The organism is Pseudomonas sp. S2_F07, from assembly GCF_054668325.1.
In genome coordinates this window covers 4,740,325-4,764,792 of record NZ_CP162758.1, presented here as the reverse complement: position 1 = coordinate 4,764,792, position 24,468 = coordinate 4,740,325, and the positions used below count along the sequence as shown (strand labels likewise).

Annotated in this window: 15 protein-coding genes and 1 pseudogene; 6 read left to right on the top strand and 10 right to left on the bottom strand. The window is 61.3% G+C overall.

Annotated features, from left to right (window positions below; translation table 11 throughout):
* The first annotated feature begins 558 nt into the window (after positions 1-558).
* A complete protein-coding gene (locus AB4O40_RS21535; protein WP_056728269.1) occupies positions 559-1,722 on the top strand; it encodes a type III PLP-dependent enzyme in 1,164 nt (387 codons plus the stop codon).
* A 138-nt stretch (positions 1,723-1,860) separates the two neighbouring features.
* On the opposite strand, the gene AB4O40_RS21530 is transcribed toward AB4O40_RS21535, so the two are convergent.
* Together AB4O40_RS21530 and AB4O40_RS21525 are read right to left on the bottom strand one after the other, a co-directional pair.
* Complete coding sequence (locus AB4O40_RS21530; protein ID WP_056728268.1) at positions 1,861-2,598, bottom strand: tetratricopeptide repeat protein; 738 nt, start codon at positions 2,596-2,598, stop codon at positions 1,861-1,863.
* Between the two features lie 30 nt (positions 2,599-2,628).
* The gene (locus AB4O40_RS21525; protein WP_460053448.1) at positions 2,629-3,309 is read right to left on the bottom strand and encodes a Fe2+-dependent dioxygenase; all 681 of its coding nucleotides are present in this window, start codon (positions 3,307-3,309) and stop codon (positions 2,629-2,631) included.
* Positions 3,310-3,516: 207 nt separating this feature from the next.
* On the opposite strand from AB4O40_RS21525, the gene AB4O40_RS21520 reads away from it, so the two are divergent.
* The gene (locus tag AB4O40_RS21520) at positions 3,517-5,841 is read left to right on the top strand and encodes a TonB-dependent receptor (protein ID WP_056728266.1); all 2,325 of its coding nucleotides are present in this window, start codon (positions 3,517-3,519) and stop codon (positions 5,839-5,841) included.
* 169 nt (positions 5,842-6,010) lie between these two features.
* Positions 6,011-8,539: a PepSY domain-containing protein gene (locus AB4O40_RS21515; protein WP_460053450.1), complete on the top strand. Its 2,529-nt coding sequence runs from the start codon at positions 6,011-6,013 to the stop codon at positions 8,537-8,539.
* Positions 8,540-8,673: 134 nt separating this feature from the next.
* Here AB4O40_RS21515 and AB4O40_RS21510 read toward each other — a convergent pair whose 3' ends face one another.
* The 4 genes from AB4O40_RS21510 to ptsP form a co-directional block, all read right to left on the bottom strand.
* Positions 8,674-10,215 (bottom strand): alkaline phosphatase D family protein, encoded by a 1,542-nt coding sequence (locus tag AB4O40_RS21510; protein ID WP_460053451.1) that lies wholly within the window; start codon positions 10,213-10,215, stop codon positions 8,674-8,676.
* Positions 10,216-10,398: 183 nt separating this feature from the next.
* Positions 10,399-12,138 carry a PTS fructose-like transporter subunit IIB gene (locus AB4O40_RS21505; RefSeq protein WP_056728262.1) on the bottom strand — a complete coding sequence of 580 codons (1,740 nt, stop codon included), beginning with the start codon at positions 12,136-12,138 and terminating at the stop codon, positions 10,399-10,401.
* An 11-nt stretch (positions 12,139-12,149) separates the two neighbouring features.
* Complete coding sequence (gene pfkB, locus AB4O40_RS21500; protein WP_460154596.1) at positions 12,150-13,091, bottom strand: 1-phosphofructokinase; 942 nt, start codon at positions 13,089-13,091, stop codon at positions 12,150-12,152.
* Positions 13,091-15,952, bottom strand: a complete 2,862-nt coding sequence (ptsP, locus tag AB4O40_RS21495; protein ID WP_056728260.1) for a phosphoenolpyruvate--protein phosphotransferase — start codon at positions 15,950-15,952, stop codon at positions 13,091-13,093. Before ptsP ends, pfkB begins: the two co-directional genes overlap by 1 nt.
* A 290-nt stretch (positions 15,953-16,242) precedes the next feature.
* Here ptsP and cra point away from each other — a divergent pair, with 290 nt between their 5' ends.
* Entirely contained in the window at positions 16,243-17,238 is a 996-nt protein-coding gene (cra, locus tag AB4O40_RS21490) for a catabolite repressor/activator (protein ID WP_223542504.1), read from the top strand.
* A 3-nt stretch (positions 17,239-17,241) separates the two neighbouring features.
* Positions 17,242-18,021, top strand: a complete 780-nt coding sequence (locus AB4O40_RS21485) for a TatD family hydrolase (RefSeq protein ID WP_056728257.1) — start codon at positions 17,242-17,244, stop codon at positions 18,019-18,021.
* A 138-nt stretch (positions 18,022-18,159) separates the two neighbouring features.
* Here the strand turns inward: AB4O40_RS21485 and AB4O40_RS21480 are convergent, their stop codons facing one another.
* The 4 genes and pseudogenes from AB4O40_RS21480 to AB4O40_RS21465 all read right to left on the bottom strand — a co-directional run.
* Complete coding sequence (locus AB4O40_RS21480; RefSeq protein WP_056728254.1) at positions 18,160-20,190, bottom strand: methyl-accepting chemotaxis protein; 2,031 nt, start codon at positions 20,188-20,190, stop codon at positions 18,160-18,162.
* A 279-nt stretch (positions 20,191-20,469) separates the two neighbouring features.
* Positions 20,470-21,306: a regulatory signaling modulator protein AmpE gene (ampE, locus tag AB4O40_RS21475; protein ID WP_056728252.1), complete on the bottom strand. Its 837-nt coding sequence runs from the start codon at positions 21,304-21,306 to the stop codon at positions 20,470-20,472.
* On the bottom strand, positions 21,303-21,863 hold the full coding sequence (ampD, locus tag AB4O40_RS21470; RefSeq protein ID WP_056728251.1) for a 1,6-anhydro-N-acetylmuramyl-L-alanine amidase AmpD: 561 nt from the start codon (positions 21,861-21,863) through the stop codon (positions 21,303-21,305). The genes ampE and ampD overlap by 4 nt, the downstream gene beginning before the upstream one ends.
* A gap of 173 nt (positions 21,864-22,036) precedes the next feature.
* Positions 22,037-23,323, bottom strand: a pseudogene (locus AB4O40_RS21465) (DUF1631 family protein); the annotation flags it as partial.
* Positions 23,324-23,585: 262 nt separating this feature from the next.
* Between AB4O40_RS21465 and nadC the strand changes: the two are divergent.
* On the top strand, positions 23,586-24,434 hold the full coding sequence (nadC, locus tag AB4O40_RS21460) for a carboxylating nicotinate-nucleotide diphosphorylase (RefSeq protein WP_056728249.1): 849 nt from the start codon (positions 23,586-23,588) through the stop codon (positions 24,432-24,434).
* Positions 24,435-24,468: the final 34 nt, after the last annotated feature.

The window sequence follows — 24,468 nt, the reverse complement described above, 5'->3', positions numbered from 1 at the left end:
GGACCAAGCTCGCTCCCACAGGTTCCATGCAATTTTCCAGTGATTCGCAGGCCGGAAAAAAATATCAACAGTAGCGTCTGCTAAATCAGTCCGGAAACACGCTCCGGAATGGTCAAATCCCCTCTCAACTCACCTTTTCGCAGCCAACGTCGCCGATGTTGACGCTATCGTATTCACTAGCGACTTAGCGCACAAAAGCGTTGAACGTGCAGGTATTCTTAACACTTCATAATTCCTCGGGAACATCCGACTGTCATCTGGGTCGGTTACAAAGAGTGATGCCCGCAACGCGCGTCAGAAGAGTGCAAAAACGCGACATTTTTTGTTGATCTCAAGCCCCTCACGCCCTAAAGTTCGCGCCGAACGTCCATGCTGGAAACGATCCATCCGGCTCAAGTACTGACGACGAGACAGCAAGGCCAAGGGAAAGCTGCACTTCCCATGGCCTTTTTGCTTTCGGCGACATGCCTTGGGAAGTAGGCGAACCAAAGTGGGGATACGGAGGACGTTCATTTGCACCCATTGATTAACAACGTTTGCCTTTAGGAGCTCCCAGGTATGTCGATCCAGGTCGAAGACTATTTCGCGCGTGAAACCTTTCAGAAAATGAAGGCGTTCGCCGACAAACAGGAAACCCCATTCGTGGTGATCGACACCGCGATGATCAGCCAGGCCTATGACGATCTGCGCGCCGGTTTCGAATTCGCCAAGGTCTACTACGCGGTCAAGGCCAACCCGGCCGTGGAAATCATCGACCTGCTCAAAGAGAAAGGTTCGAGCTTCGACATCGCCTCTATCTATGAGCTGGACAAAGTGCTGGGGCGCGGCGTCAGCGCCGACCAGATCAGCTACGGCAACACCATCAAGAAGTCCAAGGACATCCGCTACTTCTACGAGAAGGGCGTGCGCCTGTTCGCCACCGACTCCGAAGCCGACCTGCGCAACATCGCCAAGGCCGCTCCGGGCTCGAAAGTCTACGTACGCATCCTGACCGAAGGCTCGACCACCGCCGACTGGCCACTGTCGCGCAAATTCGGCTGCCAGACCGACATGGCCATGGACCTGCTGATCCTCGCTCGCGACCTGGGCCTGGTGCCTTACGGCATCTCGTTCCACGTTGGCTCGCAACAGCGCGACATCAGCGTCTGGGACGCCGCGATCGCCAAGGTCAAAGTGATCTTCGAGCGTCTGAAAGAAGAAGACGGCATCCATCTGAAGCTGATCAACATGGGCGGCGGCTTCCCGGCCAACTACATCACCCGCACCAACAGCCTGGAAACCTACGCCGAGGAAATCATCCGTTTCCTGAAGGAAGACTTCGGTGATGACTTGCCGGAAATCATCCTGGAACCAGGCCGTTCGCTGATCGCCAACGCCGGCATCCTGGTCAGTGAAGTGGTGCTGGTTGCGCGTAAATCCCGTACCGCCGTCGAGCGTTGGGTGTACACGGATGTGGGCAAGTTCTCCGGCCTGATCGAAACCATGGACGAAGCCATCAAGTTCCCGATCTGGACCGAGAAGAAAGGCGAGATGGAAGAAGTGGTCATCGCCGGTCCTACCTGCGACAGCGCCGACATCATGTACGAAAACTACAAGTACGGCCTGCCGCTGAACCTGGCCATCGGTGATCGCCTGTACTGGCTGTCGACCGGTGCGTACACCACCAGCTACAGCGCTGTTGAATTCAACGGCTTCCCGCCGCTGAAGTCGTTCTACGTGTAAATACTGCGTAGAAAACAAAAGCCCATGACATGTCATGGGCTTTTTTGTGCCTGAAATTCGCCTCGGTAGGAGCTGCCGAAGGCTGCGATCTTTTGATCTTGCTTCTAAAGGTCAAAAGATCGCAGCCTTCGGCAGCTCCTACATGGATTGAGTTCGCTGCAGATCGGCGCAGCGGCGAGCGTAATCGTCGGCCAGTGCCTGAATCCTCGGATCGGTCGCGTCCATCAGCGCCTGACTCGCCACCCGCAGAAAATTCAGATTCCCCCCGGCCAGCGCCTTGTGCAGCCAGAGCAACGCATCCTCGATATTCCCTTCGTCGGTCAAGACCGCTGCAAAGCTGAACTGCCCGCGAAAATCCCCACCCTCGGCCGAACGTCGATACCAGTTACGAGCCGCAGCCGGATCCGCGGGACAAACCCGCCCTTCTTCCAGATACCGTCCCAACAGATTCATCGATTTTGCATGGCCCAACTCAGCCGCACGGCGATAGAGACTCAGTGCTTGAAACTGGTCCTCAACCACCCCGCGACCGGTCGCCAGCAGATTGGCGTAGTTGTACATCGCCCAATCCAGCCCTGCACTGGCGGCAAGTCGGTAATGCCTGGCCGCTAGCGATGTATCGGCAGCACAGCCCCAACCATGCTCATGACAACGGCCGAGCATGTTGCGCGCCATCACATGCCCGCGTCGCGCGGCGATATCGAACCAACGCAGTGCCAGCGGCCGATCCTGAGCAATGCCCTGCCCGTCCAGCAAAATCTGCCCGAGCAACGCCTGCGCATCGAGGACGTCTTCGCGGGCCGCGATCAGAATCGCCTGGGCCGCCCGGGCCGGACTTTCGTCGAGCATCGCGCGCAGGCGCTCACCGTCGAGCATTTCCTCGCGGCGTAAACGGAAATCCGCCACTTACACCTCGACCCAGCGCCGCAACAGGTTGTGATAGGTACCGGTGAGGCGGATCAGCGATGGATGATCGGGCACATCGCGGGTCAGTTGCTGGATGGCCCCGTCCATCTCGAACAACAGGGCGCGCTGGCTGTCTTCACGCACCAGGCTTTGCGTCCAGAAAAACGAGGCGAGTCGCGTTCCTCGTGTCACCGCATTGACCTTGTGCAGGCTGGTGCCTGGGTAAAGCACCATGTCGCCGGCAGGCAGCTTCACCCGTTGAGTGCCAAAGGTGTCCTGGATCTCCAGCTCGCCGCCGTCGTAATCCTGCGGCTCGCTGAAGAACAGCGTGGCGGACAAATCCGTGCGCACCCGCTCGATGCCGCCCTTGGGCTGACGCACCGCGTTGTCGATATGGAAGTCGAAACTGCCACCGGCGGTGTAACAGTTCAGCAACGGTGGAAAGACTTTGTGCGGCAAGGCTGCTGACATGAACAGCGGATTTTTCCACAGCCGCTCCAGCATCGCCGCGCCGATCTCCTTGGCCAGCGGATGCCATTCGGGCAGCTGCAAATTGTGCTTGGCCTTGGCCGACTGGTAGCCGGCGGTGATCTTGCCATCGGCCCAATCGGCTTGCTCCAGAGCCTCGCGAATGCGCTGCACCTCGTCTTTTTCAAACAGGCCGGGAATGTGCAGCAGCATGACAAAGACACCTGAATACAAAGGAGCGCCAATGGTATTGATTCTTATTGCCTGTGTAAAACACATCTGACGAATGAGTCAGCAGAAACCGTAAGGTTAAATTGTAAAGATTGTAAATTCAGTGCGAATAGTAATATTTCGCAATTGTTACAAATACTTATTTACACTATATTCCGCGACCTCAAATCCTTGGGGAGGGGAATCCAAATGTCGCGTCAACAACCACAAGTACCGGTCAGTTCACCACGTCTGCTCGCATCGGCCATCGGCATGGCGATAACTGCCGGGTCTGCGGGCCACATGGTTTTCGCGGCGGAAAAAACCGACGAAAAAGCCCCCGACAAAGTGATTTCGCTGGGCGCCACCGCCATCACCGGCGAAGCCCAGGACGAGACAACCTACAACGTAGAGAAAGCCTCCTCGCCCAAGTACACCGCGCCGCTGATCGACACGCCGCGCTCGGTAACCGTCATTCCGCAACAGGTTCTCAAAGACACCGGCGCCCTCAATATGCAGGACGCGCTACGCACCGTTCCCGGCATCACTTTCGGTGCCGGTGAAGGTGGCAACCCCCAGGGTGATCGTCCGTTCATCCGCGGCTTCGACGCCCAGGGCGACACTTACCTGGACGGCGTGCGCGACACCGGTTCCCAGAGCCGCGAAATCTTCGCCGTTGAATCGATCGAAGTCAGCAAGGGCCCGAACTCCGCCATCGGCGGCCGTGGCGCTGCGGGCGGCAGCATCAACCTGGTCAGCAAGAAAGCTCACCTGGGCGACTCGCTCGACGGTGGTTTCACCTGGGGTTCCGACCAGACCCAGCGCTACACCTTTGACGGCAACTACCAGTTCACCGATACCGCCGCCGGCCGTCTGAACCTGCTGAGCCACGAGAGCAACGTCGCCGGACGTGACAGCGTCAACTACGACCGTTGGGGTGTTGCACCGTCCCTGGCCTTCGGCCTGGGCACCGACACTCGCGTCAACCTCGACTACTACCACCTCGAAAGCAACGACCTGCCGGACTCGGGTATTCCGTACAGCATCCCGACCGGAGGCTCGGCCGCCCGTACCAAATCCAACCCGGACAAGCCGAATGACGGCGGCGACAGCAGCAATTTCTATGGCCTGACCGATCGCGACTTCCGCAAGACCCGCACCGACACGGCGACCTTCGCCATCGAGCACGACCTGAGCGACTCGCTGACCATCAAGAACACCCTGCGTCACGGCTCCAGCATGCAGGACTACATCCTGACCCAGCCTGACGACAGTAAAGGCAACGTCAACAACGGCAGTGTCTGGCGTCGGGCGAACACCCGCGTGAGCAACACCGAGACCACCACCAACCAGACCGACCTGTTTGGTGATGTCTACATCGCCGGATTCAAGAACAGCTTCTCCACCGGTGTCGAATACACCCATGAGGAAAGTGAAAAATCCTCGTACAACGTCAACACGGACACCACCCCGGGAACAGCAGCGGTAACCACCAACTGCTCGCCGGCAATGATCGGCGCGCCAAGCGGTTACAACTGTACCTCGCTGTCCAACCCGACCCCGAATGATCCGTGGAGCGGCGCCATCTCGCGCAACTATGCGGGCACCGAAACCAAGGCCAACACCTACGCATTGTATGTGTTCGATACACTGACGTTGTCCGAACAGTGGCTGGTGAACATGGGGCTGCGCTACGACCATTTCGACACCGACTACAAAACCTTCAACGGTTCCAGCGTGACCACGTCCAAAGGCGATGACACCAGCGAATTCGTTACCGGTCAGTTCGGCGTGGTGTACAAACCAGCCGAAAACGGCAGCATCTATGCGTCCTACGCGACATCTGCCACGCCACCGGGCAACACCCTGGGCGAAGGTTCGGAAGGCAACCCGCTGGGCGGCACGCCGGATCGCAACGGCAACCTGCTGAAAAGCGACATGGAGCCGGAAACCACCAAGAACTACGAGATCGGCACCAAGTGGGACCTGCTGAATGATCGTCTGTCCCTGACCGCCGACATCTTCCGCACCGAGAAAGAAAACGCTCGTGTGCAGACCAACACCACGACGTACGAAAACGTCGGCAAAACCCGCGTTCAAGGTGTCGAACTGTCGGCCACCGGCAAGCTCACCGACAAATGGCAGGTCTTCGCCGGTTATGCCTACATGGACAGTGAACAAGTCGATGGCGGCGACATGCCGGCAAACAAAGCCAACGATGGCAACGAACTGCCTAACACGCCGAAAAACAGCGCCAGCCTGTGGACGACCTATCAGGTCACGCCAAGGCTGACCATCGGCGGCGGTGCGTTCTATGTCGATGACGTGTTCGGCAGTGCCGCCAACACCACCATGGTCGATTCCTACGTTCGTTACGACGCGATGGCGGCCTACAAGCTGACCAAGAACGTCGACCTGCAACTGAACGTGCAGAACCTGACCGACGAAACCTACTACGACAAGGCGTTCTCGACTCACTTCGCCAACCAGGCGGCCGGTCGTACCGCTTTGCTGAGCACCAACTTCCACTTCTGATAGATGTAGAAACTGTGGGAGCGGGCTTGCTCCCACATGGACTGCGCTTGAAAGGCCAGGCCCCGTTCAACTGAACGGGGCTTTTGTGCGTAAAAAAGAATGCTTCTCGACAACCCCACGGCATAATGCGCGCCGTGATGAATCAACTTGAACGAACAAGGCGAGCGACGTGTTGAAGAAAACCCTGTTCCAGTTGCACTGGTTTTACGGCATCAGCGCCGGGCTGGTCCTGGCCCTTATGGGCATCACCGGGGCGGCGGTGTCGTTTCAGGATGAAATCCTGAGCACACTCAACCCGTCTGTATTGCAGGTCGAAAAACAGGTCGCCGGTGTGCTGCCGCCTGTCGAGCTGGTGGAGCACATCGAAGCCGTGTCGGGCAAAAAAGTCTCGATGCTCACGGTGGAAACCGACAGCGGCAACGCCGCCAAAGTGTGGTTCACCCCGCCGCCGGGTGAGCGCCGTGGCGAGATGCGCTACTTCGACCCGTACACCGCCGAGTTCCTTGGCGATGCCTCCGGCCAGGGCTTCTTCGGCCTGATGCTGCAACTGCACCGCTTCCTCGCCATGGGCGACACGGGTCGGCAGATCACCGGCGCGTGCACGCTGATCCTGGTGTTCTTCTGCCTGTCCGGCCTGTACCTGCGCTGGCCTCGCCAGTGGAAAAGCTGGCGTGCCTGGCTGACCCTGGACTGGAAGAAAAAGGGCCGCAGTTTCAACTGGGACCTGCACTCGGTGGCCGGTACCTGGTGCCTGGTGTTTTACCTCCTGGCGGCGCTGACCGGGTTGTCCTGGTCCTACGAGTGGTACAACAAGGGACTGACCCGCTTGCTCTCCGACTCACCGCAGAGCGAACGCGTTCGCGGCGGACGCGGGCCTGCGCCAAGCGGTCCGGCACCGACAGCCGATTACGCGGCGATGTGGAGCAGCATCTACAGCGCGGCCGGCCCGCAACTCAGTTCCTATAACGTGCGCATGCCGCCCGTGGCCGGTCAACCGGCGACCGTGTTCTTCCTGCTGAAAACTTCACCTCACGACCGCGCCCTGAACCAGATCACCCTCGACCCGGCCACCGGTGTGGTCAAACGGGTGGATCGCTACAGCGACAAGAGCCTCAAGGCGCAGTTGCTGACCAGCATCTATGCGCTGCACGTTGGCAGTTACTTCGGCATCGTCGGGCGCATCCTCCTGACCATCACCTCACTGACCATGCCACTGTTCTTCATCACCGGCTGGATGCTGTACCTGGATCGTCGGCGCAAAAAACGCCAGATCAAGGATGCGCGCAAAGACCTGGTGCAAACCGCCAGCGACGCGCCGGCGTGGCTGATCGGCTTCGCCAGCCAAAGTGGTTTTGCCGAGCAACTTGCGTGGCAGACCGCCGGGCAATTGCAGGCTGCAGGCTTGCCGGTCAAAGTGCAGCCGTTGGCGGACGTCAGCGAGCAGGACTTGCATGAATCGAACAATGCCTTGTTCGTGGTCAGCACCTTCGGCGACGGCGAAGCACCGGACAGCGCCCGCGGTTTCGAGCGCAAGGTACTGGGCCGGGCACCGAGCCTGGGACGCCTGAATTATGCCGTCCTTGGGTTGGGCGACCGGCAGTATCAACACTTCTGCGGTTTCGCCAAACGCCTGCATGCCTGGTTGGGCGAACAGGGTGCAAAGACCCTGTTCGCCCCGGTGGAGGTCGATAGCGGTGACCCTTACGCCTTGCGCCACTGGCAACAGCAACTGGGCCTGTTGACCGGCCAGGCCCCCGTTGATACCTGGCAAGCGCCCAGCTACGACAACTGGACCCTGCTGCATCGTGAACTGCTCAACCCGGACAGCAGCGGTTCGCCGGTGTACTTGTTGGGCCTCAAGCCGCCTTCCACCAGCAGCTGGCTGGCGGGCGACCTGGTGGAAGTGATGCCGCGCAATTGCCCGTGGGCCATCGAGCACTTCCTCGACGGCATGGGGATCCACGGTGAAACCAAGGTGCGACTCAACGGCCTGGAAGAAGCCCTCGAACAGGCCCTGGCCAGCCGCCAGTTGCCGGAGAACCGCGCCCACCTGGTCGGCCTGCACGCCCAAGCGTTGGCAGAGGCCCTCGTGCCGCTGGCCATGCGCGAGTACTCCATTGCGTCGATCCCGGCCGATGGCGTGCTGGAGTTGATCGTGCGTCAGGAAGTGCATGCCGACGGCAACCTCGGTGTCGGTTCCGGCTGGCTGACCGAACACGCGCCGGTGGGCAGCGCCATCAGCCTGCGCGTACGGCGCAACAGTGGTTTCCATCTGCCGGCCCAACCGGTGCCGATGATCCTGCTGGGCAATGGCACGGGGCTGGCCGGGTTGCGCAGCCTGCTCAAGGCCCGGATTGCCGATGGTCAGCAACGTCAGTGGCTGCTGTTTGGCGAGCGCCATCGCGAGCACGACTACCTGTGTCGAAAGGAGCTGGAGGAGTGGCTGATCAACGGTGATCTGGCGCGCCTCGACCTGGCGTTTTCCCGCGACCAGGCCGAAAAGATTTACGTACAGGACCGTCTGCGTGAATCCGCGGCCGAGCTCAAGACGTGGCTGGAGGATGGTGCGGTGATCTACATCTGCGGCAGCCTTCAAGGCATGGCTTCGGGCGTGGACCAGGTACTCAACGAAGTGCTGGGCGCCGACGAAGTGGAGCGCCTGATCGAACAGGGCCGCTACCGCCGCGACGTGTACTGATTCACTGAGTTCCCTGTGGGAGCGAGCTTGCTCCGGGCGGCGTTCCGACGATGACTGTTTTACATTCAACAAATCTGTTGGCTGTCAGACCGCAATCGCGAGCAAGCTCGCTCCCACAGTGGCTTGAATGTTGGTCAAACCAGCTGCAACTTGCGCTCGAATACGGACACCCCGTCCAGATCCCGCAACACCACGCTCAACTCCCCCGTTTGCCCATCGATATTCACCTCGCCAAAAAACTGAAAGCCGGCAAACGGCGAGACGTTCTGCGCGGGCGGCGCCTTTTCGAACACCACTTCGGGGCCGAAGGTCTTATCCAGCGGATTAGGCCCGAAGCTACCGGCATTCAACGGTCCGGCGACGAACTCCCAGAACGGTTCGAAATCCTGGAACTCCGCCCGATCCGGGTGGTAATGATGGGCCGCGCAGTAATGCACATCCGCAGTCAGAAACAGGAAATTGCGCACCTGCTGCGCCCGCAGGAAACCGAGCAATTCAGCGATTTCCAATTCACGCCCCTGGGCCGGGCCTGGGTCACCGTTGGCCACCGCTTCCCAGCGCGCGACACCGGGGCTGACTTCGCCGTCGGGTACACCCAGGCCAATAGGCATGTCGGCGGCGATGACTTTCCATTGCGCATTCGACGCCTGCATTTCGCGCTGGAGCCAGTCCAGTTGTTCACGCCCGAGGAAGGGTTTTTCAGCGCCCAGGTTGTCATCGTTGGCACCGCGATAACTGCGCATGTCGAGTACAAATACATCGAGCAGCGGGCCGTAACCGAGCTTGCGATAGATCCGCCCGCCACCATCGCCGCTCTGCAAGCGCATTGGCGCGTATTCGAGCCAGGCCTGGCGTGCGCGGCCCACCAGGCTGTGGATATCCTTGTCCTGGTAACGCGCATCCAGCTGCTTGCCCGGCGACCAGTTGTTCACCACTTCGTGGTCGTCCCACTGCCAGATCTGCGGGACCTCGGCGTTGAAGCGACGGATGTTTTCGTCCATCAGGTTGTAGCGATAATTGCCGCGATACTCATCGAGGGTCTCGGCGACTTTGCTCTTGGCTTCGGTGGTGATGTTGCGCCATACCCGGCCGTCTTCCGTGGTGAGCTGCGCCGGGATCGGGCCGTCGGCGTAAATGGTGTCGCCGCTGTGGATAAAAAAGTCCGGCAGGCGCAGGCGCATTGCTTCGTAGATGCGCATGCCGCCAATGTCCGGATTGATGCCGAAGCCCTGGCCGACGGTGTCGCCGCTCCAGACGAAACGGATGTCACGGCGGGTTTGCGGCACGCTGCGCAAGTGACCGAACCAGGGTTCGCTGGCAACGCCGTTCTGGGCGTCCTCGAACTGCACGCGATAGAAAATCGCCTGATCGGCGGGCAGCCCGGTGAGTTCGACCCGGGCTGTGAAATCGGTGCGTGCATCGGCCAGGGGCGAGACGAATCGCCGAGGGTTGGGAAACAGGCTGCGGGTGTCCCACTCCACCACCATCCGCGCAGGGCGGTCGCAGCGGCTCCAGATGATCGCCCGGTCGCCCAGCAGGTCGCCGGACTGCACGCCGTCGGTGAGTTGCGGCCGATCCTTGACCGAAGCGATCACCGCCGGCGCCAGCCCCGGCAACAACAGCCCGGCGCCGACCGCTTGCATGACACGACGGCGCCCGAGGTTGAAATCGCTCATGGTGTTCTCCCTGAAAAAGGAAAAACTAAAGCATGGCCCTATGACCCTGGCATGACACAGATCCCGCCAACACCACAGATCCCTTGTGGGAGCGGGCTTGCTCGCGAAGGGGTCGTGTCAGCCGAAGTATTCTTTGCTGACACTCCGCTTTCGCGAGCAAGCCCGCTCCCACAGTTAATGGTGTCAGGCCCTGGCTGGCTCCAGTGCCAACTCCACCGTCTCCGGCCGTTTCACCAGCGCATACACCACCGCCGTCAACAGGCTCCCCGCCACAATCGCCAACAAATAAAGCAGCGCATGGTTGATCGCATTCGGGATCGCCAACACGAACAACCCACCGTGGGGCGCCATCAGTTTACAGCCGAAGTACATCGACAACGCACCGGTCAGCGCACCGCCGGCGATGCTCGCCGGAATCACCCGCAGCGGGTCTTTGGCCGCAAACGGAATCGCCCCTTCGGAGATGAAGCACAGCCCCAGCACCAGCGCCGCTTTACCGGCTTCGCGCTCGGTCTGGGCGAACTTGCGCCGGGCAATGAACGTGGCGATGCCCAGACCGATCGGCGGCACCATGCCGGCCGCCATGGTCGCCGCCATCGGCGCGTAGCTCTGCGACGCCAGCAAGCCCACCGAGAACGCATAGGCTGCCTTGTTGATCGGCCCGCCGAGGTCGACGCACATCATGCCGCCCAGCAGCACACCGAGCAGAATCGCATTGGTGGTGCCCATGCTGTCGAGGAAATGCGTAAGCCCGGCAAGCATCCCGGCGACCGGCTTGCCGACCACGTAGATCATCACCAGCCCGGTGAACAGACTCGCCAGCAGCGGAATGATCAGGATCGGCTTGAGCGCCTCGAGACTTTGCGGTAACCGCGCATATCGGTTGATCGCCTTGGCCGCATAACCAGCCAGAAAACCGGCGATGATCCCGCCGATGAAACCGGCGCCCAGGGTGCTCGCCAGCATACCGCCGATCATCCCCGGCGCGAGGCCAGGACGGTCGGCAATGGAATAGGCGATATAACCCGCCAACAGAGGCACCATCAGCTTGAACGCAGTGTCGCCGCCGATCTGCATCAACGCCGCCGCCAGCGTGCCCTCTTCCTTGAATGCGGTGATGCCGAACACGAACGACAAGGCGATCATCAAGCCGCCGGCCACCACCATCGGCAACATGAACGACACGCCGGTCAGCAGGTGTTTATAGACGCCCGTCTTCTCTTGTTTGGCCGTTGTCTTGGCGGTGCTCGAAGCGCTTTCCTGCTGGCCTTCGGCCAGGGCTTTTTTCAAGGTCGCTTCAGCTTGTTTGAGAGCAATGCCGGTGCCGCAGCGATAGATTTTCTTACCGGCGAAACGCTCGGTGGCGACTTCGATATCGGCCGCCAGCAGCACCACATCGGCTTCGGCAATGGCTTGCGCGCTCAACGGATTGCGCGCACCGACCGACCCCTGGGTTTCCACCTGCAGGTCATAGCCCAGGCGCTTGGCCGCTTGCTGCAAGGCCTCGGCGGCCATGAACGTGTGAGCGACACCCGTCGGGCACGCGGTGACGGCCACCAGTCGCGGCGCGTTCTCGACGACCGCCACCGGTTCGACGACGGACACTTCAGCGGCGTAAACCTGAGCCTCCTGCGCTCCTCGCTGCAGCACGGCTTCCACATCCTGCAGGGCCTGGGCCGGAGTGCTCTGGAACAGCCGCTTACCGACAAACCGCGACATGTCCACGGGCGCGCTGGTCACCAGCAGTACCCACTCGGCCGCATCGAGGGTGGCCGCCGACAGTTGTTTTTCGGGATGCGCGGCATCTGTGACTTCGACGCTGGTGCTCCAGCCCTGGCGCTGGGCCGCGGCATCGAGCAGCCGGGCACACAGCACACTGGTGACCATGCCGTTCGGGCAGGCCGTAACGATGGCTAACTTCATGACAAACCCTCTTATTGTTCTGTCAGGGGACGCACGCGCACACCCTGTTCGAGCTGCGCCAGTTGCGCTGCGTCGCCAATGCCGAATCCGATCTGGGTCACTGCCATCGCGGCAATCGCCGTGGCGGTGCGTAAGGTCTGCTCAGGCGTATCGGCACTGAGCAAACCGTGGAGCATCCCAGCCAGCAACGAATCACCCGCGCCCACCGTGCTGGCGACGCTGACCTTGGGTGGCGTGGCATGCAGTGCCGAACCGACGCTGAACCAGTTCACACCCTCGGCACCATGGGAAATCACCACATGCTCGATGCCCTGAGCGTGCAAGCGCTCCGCCGCCAAGGCCTGGGCACTGACCGACACAACCTCGCAGTCCAGCACCTCGGCCAGCTCTTCGGTGTTGGGTTTGATCAGCCACGGCCCCGCTTTCAGCGCTGCACGCAGCGCCTCGCCGCTGGTGTCGAGGGCGACGTTCAGCCCCAGGTTTTTCAAGCGCAAGATCAACGCCTGCAACCATTGAGCACTGACGCCCAATGGCAAGCTTCCGGCGACAACCACCGCATCGTGGCCCGGGGCAATCTGCTCCAGTCGATCGATCAAGGCCTGCTGCGCCGCTTCGCTGACCTGCGGCCCCGGCCCGTTGATGTCGGTGATGCGCCCTTCGCTTTCCGCCAGTTTGATATTGCTGCGGGTCTCGCCCGGAACACGGATAAAGGCATCGACAAAACCGCGTTTGGCGAACAATGTTTCGAACGCTTGCAGGTTGTCTTCGCCAAGAAAGCCACTGACGGTCAGCTGATGCCCGAGGTCCGCCAGCACTTGCGCCACGTTCACGCCTTTGCCGGCGGCGTGGGTGTGCATCACATCGCTGCGGTTGACCTGGCCGGCTTCAAGGCGCGGCAACTGGACGGTCAGGTCCAGCGCCGGGTTGAGGGTCAGGGTAATAATCCGGGCCATTACAGGGCCTCCACTAATGCGCGCACTTCATTGGCGCTGCCCACGGCCAGGGCCTGTCGGGCAAGGGTTTGAGTCTGAGTGAAGTCCAGTTCGCGAATCCGCGCCTTGACTTCGGCAATGCTGCGCGCCCCGACGCTGAGTTCATCCACCCCGAGGCCGACCAGCACCGGCACTGCCAGCGGGTCGGCCGCCAGCTCACCGCATACACCGACCCATTTGCCGTGGGCATGGGCCGCGCGCACGGTGATGTCGATCAGTTGCAGCACCGCCGGATGCAAGCCATCGGCCTGGGCCGACAGCGTCGGATGGCCACGGTCGATGGCCAGGGTGTATTGGGTCAGGTCGTTGGTACCGACGCTGAAAAAGTCGACCTCCCGGGCCAGCACCGGCGCCAGCAATGCCGCCGACGGCACTTCGATCATGATCCCCAATTGCAAGTCGGCGACCGGGATTTCCCGGCGCAGGCGTTCGGTCATGTCACGGGCCTGGCGCCACTCGTCGACGCTGCCCACCATCGGGAACATGATCCGCAGCGCACGGTTATCGGCAGCCCGCAGCAAGGCGCGCAGTTGCGCTTCCATGATCTGCGGGCGCTGCAGGGTCAGGCGAATGCCGCGCACGCCGAGGAAGGGGTTCTCTTCCTTCGCAATCGGCCAGTACGGCAGCGGTTTGTCGCCACCGACATCGAGGGTGCGCACCACCAGCGGTCGCCCGGCCAGACCGTCGAGGACGCGGCGGTACTCGATTTCCTGGGTCGCCTCGTCGGGCGCTTGCGGGTGGGCCATGAAAATCAGTTCGGTGCGCAACAGGCCGATGCCTTCGGCGCCCTGCTCCACCGCGCCGGTCACGCCAGCGCTTTCACCAATGTTGGCGAACACTTCGACGGCGTGGCCATCGGTGGTCAGCGCCGGTTGATGACGCCGTTCCGCAGCCGCCTTCAAGCGCTGCTCGCGGGTATCGCGTTCGACCGTGGCGCGCTGCAAGGTCGCCGGGTCAGCGTCCACATGCAGGCGACCACGCTGGCCATCGAGCAGCAACGGCGTGCCCGGCGCCAGCAGCAACACGCCGGGGCCGGCGCCGACCAGTGCCGGAATGCCCAGCGCCCGGGCGACAATCGCACTGTGCGCAGTTGCGCCACCCCGGGCGGTGAGAATCCCCGCCACGCGAGCGGGGTCCAGACGCGCGACGTCGGACGGGCCGACCTCGTCCATCACCAGAATGTACGGTTGGTCCGGTTCACTCGGGGTTTCGATGCCACTGAGTTGCATCAACACCCGACGCCCGATATCGCGCAAGTCGGCCGCTCGCTCGGCGAGCAAGGCATCCTGCAATGCTTCCTGCTGCCGGGCCGCCGCTTCAATCACGGCCATCCACGCCGCCTCGGCGCTTTCGCCCTGCTTGAGGCGCGTATCGACCTCATCAGTCAGTTCCGGGTCGTCGAGCATCTCCTGGTGGGTGATGAAGATTTCGCGGATGGCTTTGCTCTTGCTGCGCTCGATCAGGCCCTGGATGTCACGGCGTACCTGTGCCAGAGCTTGCTGGAGACGCTCACGCTCGATGCCGGCGGATTCGCCACGCAACGGGTAATCGATGGTTTGCAGCACTTGAATATGCGCCGGGCCGATAGCGATCCCTGGAGCGGCGGCAATCGCCTGAACCACGCTGCCGGATATCGGGGCGAGGACCACTTCAGCCATATCGGCAACCACTTCGTGCACCTGGCTTACCGGCGGCAGCGGTTCGATTTCCTCACCGAGGCCTTCTTCGATGGCGGCCAACAAGGCCGGCAACGCATCCGCCGCGATGCCCGGTTCGGCGATGATTTCCAGGACCTGCCCCCGACGGGCGCCGAGGCTGAGCAACTTGCTCAAGCTCTTTACCGATACCGCGCTGTCGTGGCCATCGACGATGCGCACGCGGATGTCACCTTCAAAACTCTTTGCCAGTTGCGCGAGGATTTTCGCCGGCCGCGCATGCAGACCGTGGGCGTTGGCCAATGCAATTCGTGCGCTGGGCCAGTCGGCGGGCACTTCACCACCGAGCACTTCGAGGACTTTGCGACTGCTGGTGGCGCGGCCCAACTCATGGCCACGTCCTTCGATCAACAACGCGCACAGGCGTTCGAGCAGGGCTTGATGGGCCTCACCGAGACTGGCCAGGCAGAACAGTCCATTGAGTGGCTGGCCGAGATAGCGCAGCGGTCTGTCCGGGGTGACGAAGGCCAGGCCCGGACGCTTCACCGTCTGCTCGCTGTGCAGCCACCACAGGCCATCGCCCAGGGGCAGCGCTTCGACCTGTTGCAACACGGCGGAGAAACCGTTGCTCACGCAGTCGGCCTGCCGCAACAAGCGTGCGCCGCGCCAGACCAGCTCTTCGAAATCTTCAGCCGCCACACCGAGGCCGATCATCTGCGCATCCAGCGCCAACTCCTGCGGCGCGCCTTGGAGCAACTTCAGCAAGGCTTCGGCGGAACCGGCGCGACGCAGGGCCTGGCCCAGATCAGTCTCGCCGAGGGCGCGGGTGAGCAATTGCAAAAGATGCAGATGCTCATCGGATTTGGCGGCGATACCGATCGCCAGGTAAACGATATGACCGTCGCCCCAGTCCACGCCATCGGGAAACTGCATCAGGCGCACACCGGTGGTGAACACCAGGTCGCGGGTTTCGGGCGTACCGTGGGGGATGGCAATACCTTGACCGAGAAAGGTCGAGCCCTGGGCTTCCCGTGCCTGCAAACCGGCGAGATACCCCTCGGCAACCAGGCCGTCGGCGACCAGATGCCGGGCCAGCAATTGCAGCGCTGCGGACTTATCCACAGCCGATTGGCCTATGGAAATCTGCTCTACAGTGAGCTCGAGCATGCTTTCTCCTTTTTGGCGCCTTGGGGCACCAGGTATTGTTTTGAATGAGTCAGCTTAGGCGCTTGGTCATCGCTTTTGGCGGTTTCACGGCAGAACCGGCCAAAGGCGCCTAAAACGTAGAAAATACGCCTGCTGAAACGTTTAATCTAGATCGATTGGCACGTTACTCGATATTGGCCCATCCTTGAAGTCCAACTTGTCGGATGCGTTGCGACAATGGTCGCCTGCCTTAATCGGTTAGGATTGACGAAAATGTCGAGGCAATCTCGAAAAAACAAGGAAACAGCGGGTTGAAACTCAGTGATATCGCCCAGTTGGCCGGTGTGTCCGTCACCACCGCCAGCTATGTCATCAATGGCAAGGCCGAACAACAGCGCATCAGCAGCGCTACCGTCGAACGCGTGCGCGCGGTCGTCGAACAACATGGCTTCACGCCTAACCCACAGGCTGCCGGTTTGCGCAGCCGGCACACCCGCACATTGGGGTTCATTCTGCCGGATCTGGAAAACCCCAGTTACGCGCGAATCGCCAAATTGCTGGAGCAAGGTGCGCGGGCCCGGGGTTATCAGTTGCTGATCGCCAGTTCCGACGATGCACCGGACAGCGAACGGCAACTGCTGCAACTGTTCCGCGCCCGGCGCTGCGACGCACTGATCGTTGCCAGCTGCCTGCCGGCCGGCGACGACAGTTATCGCCAATTGCAGGCCAAGGGCATTCCGATCATCGCCATCGACCGGGTCATGGAACCCGAGCATTTCTGCTCGGTGATCAGTGACGACCGCGAGGCCAGCCTGCAACTGACCCGCAGCCTGCTCGATCCCTTGCCCAAACAGATCGCGCTGATCGGCGCCCGCCCGGAGCTCAGCATCAGTCAGGAACGCTCCGCCGGCTTCAAAGAGGCGCTCGCCGGGTTCAACGGTGAGGTGCTGATCGAAGAAGGTGAGTCCTTCAGCCGCGAGTGCGGTAAACAATTGATGGAAGAGTTGCTGCAGCGCCTGGGCCATTTGCCCGATGCCCTGGTGACCACATCCTACGTGCTGCTTCAGGGCGTGTTCGATGCGCTGCACGACTTCCCGCTGAAAAACCGCCCGCTGCGCCTCGGCACGTTCGGCGACACCCAGTTGCTGGACTTCCTGCCGCTGCCGGTCAACGCCATGGCCCAGCAACACCAGCTGATCGCCGACAAGGCCCTCGCGCTGGCCCTGGCAGCCATCGAGCAGTCGGATTACCGGCCCGGCGTGCAAGCCATCGCGCGCACGTTCAAGCAGCGTATTCGCCAGGACTGAACCGTGGAGCTGATCGACACCCACACCCATCTGGACTTTCCAGACTTCGACGCCGACCGTCAGGCCCTGCTGGCCGAAAGCCGCGCCCTCGGAGTGCGGCGGATGGTGGTGCTGGGGGTTTATCAGGCCAATTGGCAGCGGGTCTGGGAGTTGGTGCAGAGTGACCCCGACCTGCACGCCGCGTTCGGATTGCACCCGGTGTACCTGGACGATCATCAACCGGAACACCTGAGCGAACTCGGCGACTGGCTGACTCGCCTGGCCGGCCATCGGCAACTGTGTGCGGTCGGCGAGATCGGCCTGGACTACTTCATCGAAACCCTGGACCGCGACGGCCAGCAGGCGTTGTTCGAGGCGCAATTGCAATTGGCGGCGGATTTCGACCTTCCGGCCTTGATCCATGTGCGGCGTAGCCATGCGGCGGTGATTGCCACGCTCAAACGGTTTCGCCTGAAACGGGCCGGCATCATCCACGCCTTTGCCGGCAGCAAGGAAGAAGCCCGGGAATACATCAAGCTTGGCTTCAAACTGGGCCTCGGCGGTGCCGCGACCTGGCCGCAGGCGCTGCGCATGCACCGCGTGCTCGCCGAGCTGCCACTGGATTCTGTGGTGCTGGAAACCGACTCGCCGGACATGGCCCCTGCCATGTTCCCCGGCCAGCGCAACAGCCCCGCACACCTGCCAGCGATCTGCGCGGCACTGGCCGACATCATGGCAATCAGCCCCGAGCAATTGGCCGCGGCCAGTACGGCCAATGCCTGCGAGTTGTTTAACTGGTCATGACTGCCAGCACCCGCCAACTGTGGGAGCGGGCTTGCCCGCGAAGACGGCGGCACATTCAACATCAATGTGACTGAAAGATCGCTTTCATTGGATCGCCGCCCGGAGCAAGCCCGCTCCCACAGGGTACCGAGGAGAATTTCAGACCCGGAATGCGCTGATCAACTGCTTCAACTCCACGACCTGGGCCGACAACGCCCGGCTGGCATCTTCGGTCTGATGTGCGCCTTCAGCGGTACGCTCGCCGGCGCGATTGATCTCGACGATGTTCTGGTCGATGTCGTGGGCCACGGCGGTTTGCTGCTCCACGGCCGCGGCAATCTGCTGGTTCTGGTCGACGATCATGCCGACCGCGCCCAGGATGTTTTCCAGCGCCCGCTGGACCTTCTCCGACTGCCCGACCGTGCCGCTGGCCATTTCATGGCTGGTGCCCATGGCCTTGACCGCCGCGCCGACACCGCCATGGAGCCTGGCGATCATCTGCTCGATTTCTTCGGTCGATTGCTGGGTTCGTTTGGCCAGGGTCCGGACTTCATCGGCTACCACTGCGAAACCACGCCCCTGCTCGCCGGCCCGTGCCGCCTCGATGGCGGCATTGAGCGCCAGCAGGTTGGTCTGCTCGGCGATACTCTTGATCACTTCGAGCACGCGGCTGATGGACTGGCTGTCGCTGGCCAGTTGGTTGATCACCAGTACCGATTGATCGATCTCGTTGGCCAGCGCGGCAATGCTGCCTTGTTGCGACTCCACCAGGCCGCGGCCACTGATGGTTTCATCGTTGACACTGTGGGCACTGCTCACCGCCGCGGCGGCACTGCGCGCGACCTCCTGGGATGTGGCCGACATCTGGTTCATGGCCGTGGCCACTTGTTCGATCTGCGTGCGCTGCCCGGCGACGGCCTGGTTGCTTTGCGCGGAAACGCTTTCCACTTGCCCGGCCTGACGCTCGACTTCACTGACGGTCTGCCCCACCCGCTCGATCAGGTCATGGATTTTTTTCACGGTGCCGTTGAACACCTCGCCCAACTCCCCCAGCTCATCACGGCTATGGGCGCTGAAGGTCACGGTCATATCGCCGGCCGCCACCTTGTCCATCACCGCGCCCAGGCGCTTGAGCGTGGTGCGGGTCGAGACGTAGAACGCGCCGTAGAGATAAAAGATCAACACAAACACGACTGACAGCGCCACGGCCTGCAAGACCATGTGCGTGCGGTTCTGCTCCAGGCGTTGCTGCAACTGCGGGCCCAGATACTTCAGGGTGGCTTCGTTGAGTTGGTAGGTCTGGTCCATCAGGGCGCTGACCTGATCGTAAAAACCCTGCCACGGCGCGTCGAGGGTATCGGCCATGACCACTTGTTCTTCGAACAGCTCGCTGGCTTTCTTCAAGGATGCCCGGCTGCTATCGGCCTGAGCGGCCAGGTTATCGCGTGCGGCTTTGCTGGAACCCAGGGCATCCTGCAACTTCAGGCCATACTCGGCCTGGAGCTTTTCAATCTGCGCCAGCAACTCATCGAAACGGGTACTCGAAGCCGAGTTGATGAACCCCTGCCCCAACGAGTAAGACCCCATTGCCCGACCTTCGCCCAGGAGCTGGGTGACTCGTGGCGTGACGAGGGTGACGAGCTCACTCAACTGGCGCATGTCGCTCTGGTTGTCGCGACTGAGGCCGGACTGACTGGTGATGAGCTGGCTGAAAATCTGCGCGCTGCCCACCAGCTTGCCGATCAGGGCACTTTTGCTTTGCAGGGAGTTTTCCGTTTGCTGGGCCTTGAACGCGGCGATCATTTCATCGCGTTTGCCATCAAACACCGCGACCTGCTCCGGGTCGCTGGTCATCGCCGCCAGCCCTTGCAGGCGAGTCAGAATACTCTGCTCAAGGGCGCTGATCTTCGATTCGACATTGCCGGCCTTGCCGGATTGGCCGAGGCTGACATTGATCTGCACCAGGTTGTTCAGGGTTTCCAGATCACGCCGCAACGCCAGGCTGCTGCCCAACAGGTCGAGACTTTGCAGTTCGATGCGCGTGCCCTGGAATTCGCGGTAGGAGTCACGCACCAGATAGAAGTTGGTCACCAGCATCGGCACCAGGAACAGTACGCTGATCAGGCTGAACTTCATGCCGAAGCTCAGGCGGTTCATCAGTGCGACAGCGGGATAGAGCAAGCTCTTCACTGGATGTCTCCCTTCAGTTTCTTATTTTTTTTATTGGCAGGCGCAGACAGACGGCAGATAGCCACTATTCGACGCTATCTCTGTATAACTTAAATCGGCAGGAGGTTTTGTAACTTAAGGTTAACGACAGCGCGAAGCCCTACGACCAAGTAATCGCCCCTGTGGCGAGGGAGCTTGCTCCCGTCCGGCTGCGCAGCAGTCGTTGTTGAATTGAATGGGGGGCGACTGCGTCGCCCAGCGGGAGCAAGCTCCCTCGCCACAATGGCTCTGACTGCTGGACTAATGCAGGACCGTCCACAACGCAAACCCGGCATACCAGAGCACCGCCGCACGTAGCAGCAGCGCCCAGATACGGTCCAGATTGTTGATACCTTCCACGCCAGCCACCGGCGCCGGAATTTCACCGGCCACCAGCCCGACTTTCACGATCAATTGCGCGGCGCTGATATTCCAGTTCAGCAGCTCATGCAGCATGACCCGACTGACCGCGACAAAATTGCCGACCAACGCCAGGCTCGCCGCCAGAAGGCGCACCGGCAACCAGTCGAAGGCGTGACGCAGTTGCCCGGCGCGCTCGACCACCGCCGGGTTTTTCCCGTGCTCTTCGGCCAGCGCCAGCAGGCGATAACTCAGCGCCGCGACCGGACCCAACAGGAAGTACCAGAAAATCACCGCGAAAAAGCTCTGGTAGGCCTCCCACAGCAAATGCCCTTCGACCTGTTCCAGTAGCTGTTCACCATTGTCTGCGCAGATATCCAGGTCGCGCTTGGCGACATGGGCCGCCGCTTGCAGGTCCTCCCGACGCCAGGCATCGCGGAACGGCCCGAGATCGCCCAGCAGATCACCGCGCCCCAGGCTGTAGATCACCACCAGCAAATGAATTGGCAACGCCAACAACCCATAGGCCACCGGCTCGATGACAACCAGCAGCAAAGCCAGCAACGCCACCGGCAACAAGACCAGTGCCGCCAGCACCAGCCATGGTCGGTTCGAAAGTCGCGGGCTGGCTTCAAGCTTGTTCAGCTCGTGTGTCCAGCCATTATCACGCTGAACCCGATGGCGCAGGGCCGAGAACTTCTCGATCCACACCGCCAACAGCAACACCAGAAAACTCATCGTCCTTCCTCTTGTGCCAGGGCGGCACGATAGCGTGCCCAGTCGAACGCCGGCCCTGGATCGGTTTTGCGCCCCGGTGCAATGTCACTGTGCCCGCAGATGCGCTCTGTGGTGATTGCCGTGAACGCCTGTTGCAACTGGCGGGTCAGGGCTGTCAACGCGCTGTATTGCGCGTCGGTGAACGGCAGATCATCCGTGCCTTCGAGCTCGATGCCCACGGAAAAATCGTTACAGGTTTCCCGCCCCTCGAAGCACGAGACACCCGCATGCCACGCACGCTCAAGGCACGAAACAAACTGGGTGACAGTACCGTCTCGCTCGATCAGAAAGTGCGCCGACACCCGCAAATCCGCGATCCCTTCAAAATAGGGGTGTTCGGTGACATCCAGACGATTCTGGAAAAACTCCTGCACCTTGCCGGTGGCGAACTGCGCCGGCGGCAGGCTGATGTTATGGATCACCAGCAGGGAAATTTCGCCTGTGGGGCGCGCATTGAAGTTGGGTGAGGGGCAGACATGCGCACCCTGAATCCAACCGCTCGCGGGGTCCAACTGCATACCGATTCCTTCAATGTCGACAGTATTGGCACAGTATGCCGCGATAATCCCCCGGGGCGCGATCACTTGCCGCGATTGAGACGCTTTAGGTTGCCGATCACCGACTCCAGTGCACGCTCGAACAGCAAGGTATCGTCAAGCATTCGCGCCACGCCGTTGCGCAGCTCCGGGGCCAGGTCGGTGCGGCTTCGCTCGTCCTGGGTAACCGCGAGAAAATCAGCCAGCAATTCGGAAAATATCGCCGGGTCATCGACAAAGTCATTCAACAGGCGCTGTACGACCTGGTCGATGCGTACGTACAGGCTGTCACGGTCATGATCGTCACAGACTCCCCACCCCATGGCCGCGTTGGCGATTTCGTTGAGCAGACGTCGCGCCGGATGACTGCTGCGGCTGAAGAAGCTCTTGTCGAGCAGCGCCACCTTGACCAGTGGAATCTGCAATCGGCCGACCAGTGCCTTGAGGGAGTCCGGCAGGTTGCGATCATCGAGCATGCATTCGAAAAGCAGGGCGACCAGGTTGATCACATCCTCATCGGCCTCCCCGAAAACCCGCGACCTGCCGCTTTTGACGCTGACCCGGGTCAACAACAGTTCGAGTTGGTTGCGCAGATCGAAATCATCGACGGCCGCCGGTGCCGGCACGTATTGCTGCAAGTGCGAAAGCAGGCGCAACAGATCTCGCGTGGAAATCGGATCGGGGCCCTCGTCGGTCAGTCCGCCCGTGACGCTTTGGTCAGGTCGGTCCGTGGTGCGACGCACCGGGGCCGGTTTCAGGTCGGGCAACACACCGGTGGCGAGCAGCAACTGATTGGCTTCTGCGTAAAGCTGATCGACCTCGCTGAGGACATAGCGCTCAAACAAAGTGAGGATGATCAGCTTGACCTTGATCTCCAGCCCCAACTGGCGTGCGGCTTGCAAAAAGTACTCGCAGAACATCGCCGGACCCAGGGGATTGTGCAGATCGCCCGGCTCCTTGCCCAACAAGGCACAGAGCCGGGCCGTCAGTTGGTCCAAGGCGAAACCGTCGCGGTCCAGCACCCGGTTGACCATCGCTTGCACCGCGACCGTGCGCTCGCGCTCGTCATCGGGTTGCACCGTCGAGGTATCGGCATCCAGGGCATGGGGCAAAGCCGCAAGCACGCTTTCGTATTGGGCGAGACGGATAAACGCGGCGAAAAACTGTTCGAGAAAAACCCGTTCGATGCTTTTGCGCTTGAGGCGCAAATCGCGCATCGCTTGAAAGAAGATGTTCTGTTCGACGTCACAGTGGGCGCGGTCGGCCATTTCGAAGAGGGTGTCGTCGGCGTTATCGAACAACGCCTGCAATCCGTGCCGCAGCTGTTGCGCGGCCTTGTCGCGAACCTGGAGAAGAATCGCCGGCAGGCGGGCGAGTGGCGAGTGAGCCACCTGGTCGGTAGTTGCCTTGTGCAAAGGCACTACATTCCCGTCGTTGTGCATTCGGTCTCCCAGGAACGGTTTTGCTTCGGCTCGTCAAACTCATGACGTCAAATACAAGGCGGATTATCTTGAAAAGCTCCCCTTTGCGCCAGAAGACTCTGCATCAGCTCTCAAACAGGCGTTTGCTCGGCAACAATGAACAACGCGACAACGGCAGGGATTCGACCAAATGCAGGCGCCAGTGCCAACGTAACGCTCTGATGCCTTGGGTTGGTCCGTGCCATGGCCCTATAATCGAGCCACTTTGTTTGTGGAGTCCGTTATGCCGAATCTACGTCTCGCCGATCTGACCGCCGAAATCGAAGCCAACGTGCGCCGTGCGTTGCGTGAAGACATCGGCAGCGGCGACATCACCGCACAGTTGATCCCGGCCGAACGCCTGGCCAAAGCCACCATCATTACCCGCGATGCGGCCGTCATCAGCGGCACCGCCTGGGTGGATAACGTGTTTCGGCAACTGGACCCACGGGTGGCGGTGCACTGGCAGGTTGCCGACGGTGAACGGGTGACACCCAATCAGGTGCTGTTCCACCTCGAAGGCCCTGCACGTTCGCTGCTGACCGGCGAACGCAGCGCCCTCAACTTCTTGCAACTGCTCTCCGGCGTGGCGACCCGTGCGCAATACCTGGCGGACTTCGTGGCCGAGACTCAGGTCAAGCTGCTGGACACCCGCAAAACACTGCCGGGGCTGCGCCTGGCGCAAAAGTACGCCGTAACCTGCGGCGGTTGCCATAACCACCGCATCGGCCTGTATGACGCCTTCCTGATCAAGGAAAACCACATCGCCGCCAGCGGCGGCATCGCGCAGGCCATCGCCGCCGCGCACAAGATCGCCCCGGGCAAACCGGTCGAGATTGAAGTGGAAAGCCTGGATGAATTGAAAGAAGCGCTGGCGGCCGGTGCCGACATCATCATGCTCGACGAACTGAGCCTGGACGACATGCGCGAAGCCGTGCGCCTGAACGCTGGCAAGGCCAAGCTGGAGGCCAGCGGCGGGATCAACGAAAATACGTTGCTGCCCATCGCCGAAACCGGGGTGGATTATATTTCGATTGGTGCGATGACCAAGGATGTGAAGGCGGTAGACCTGTCGATGCGACTGAGCCTCTGATCGCGCCGCGCCGCATGAAAAACGCCAGCCTCTT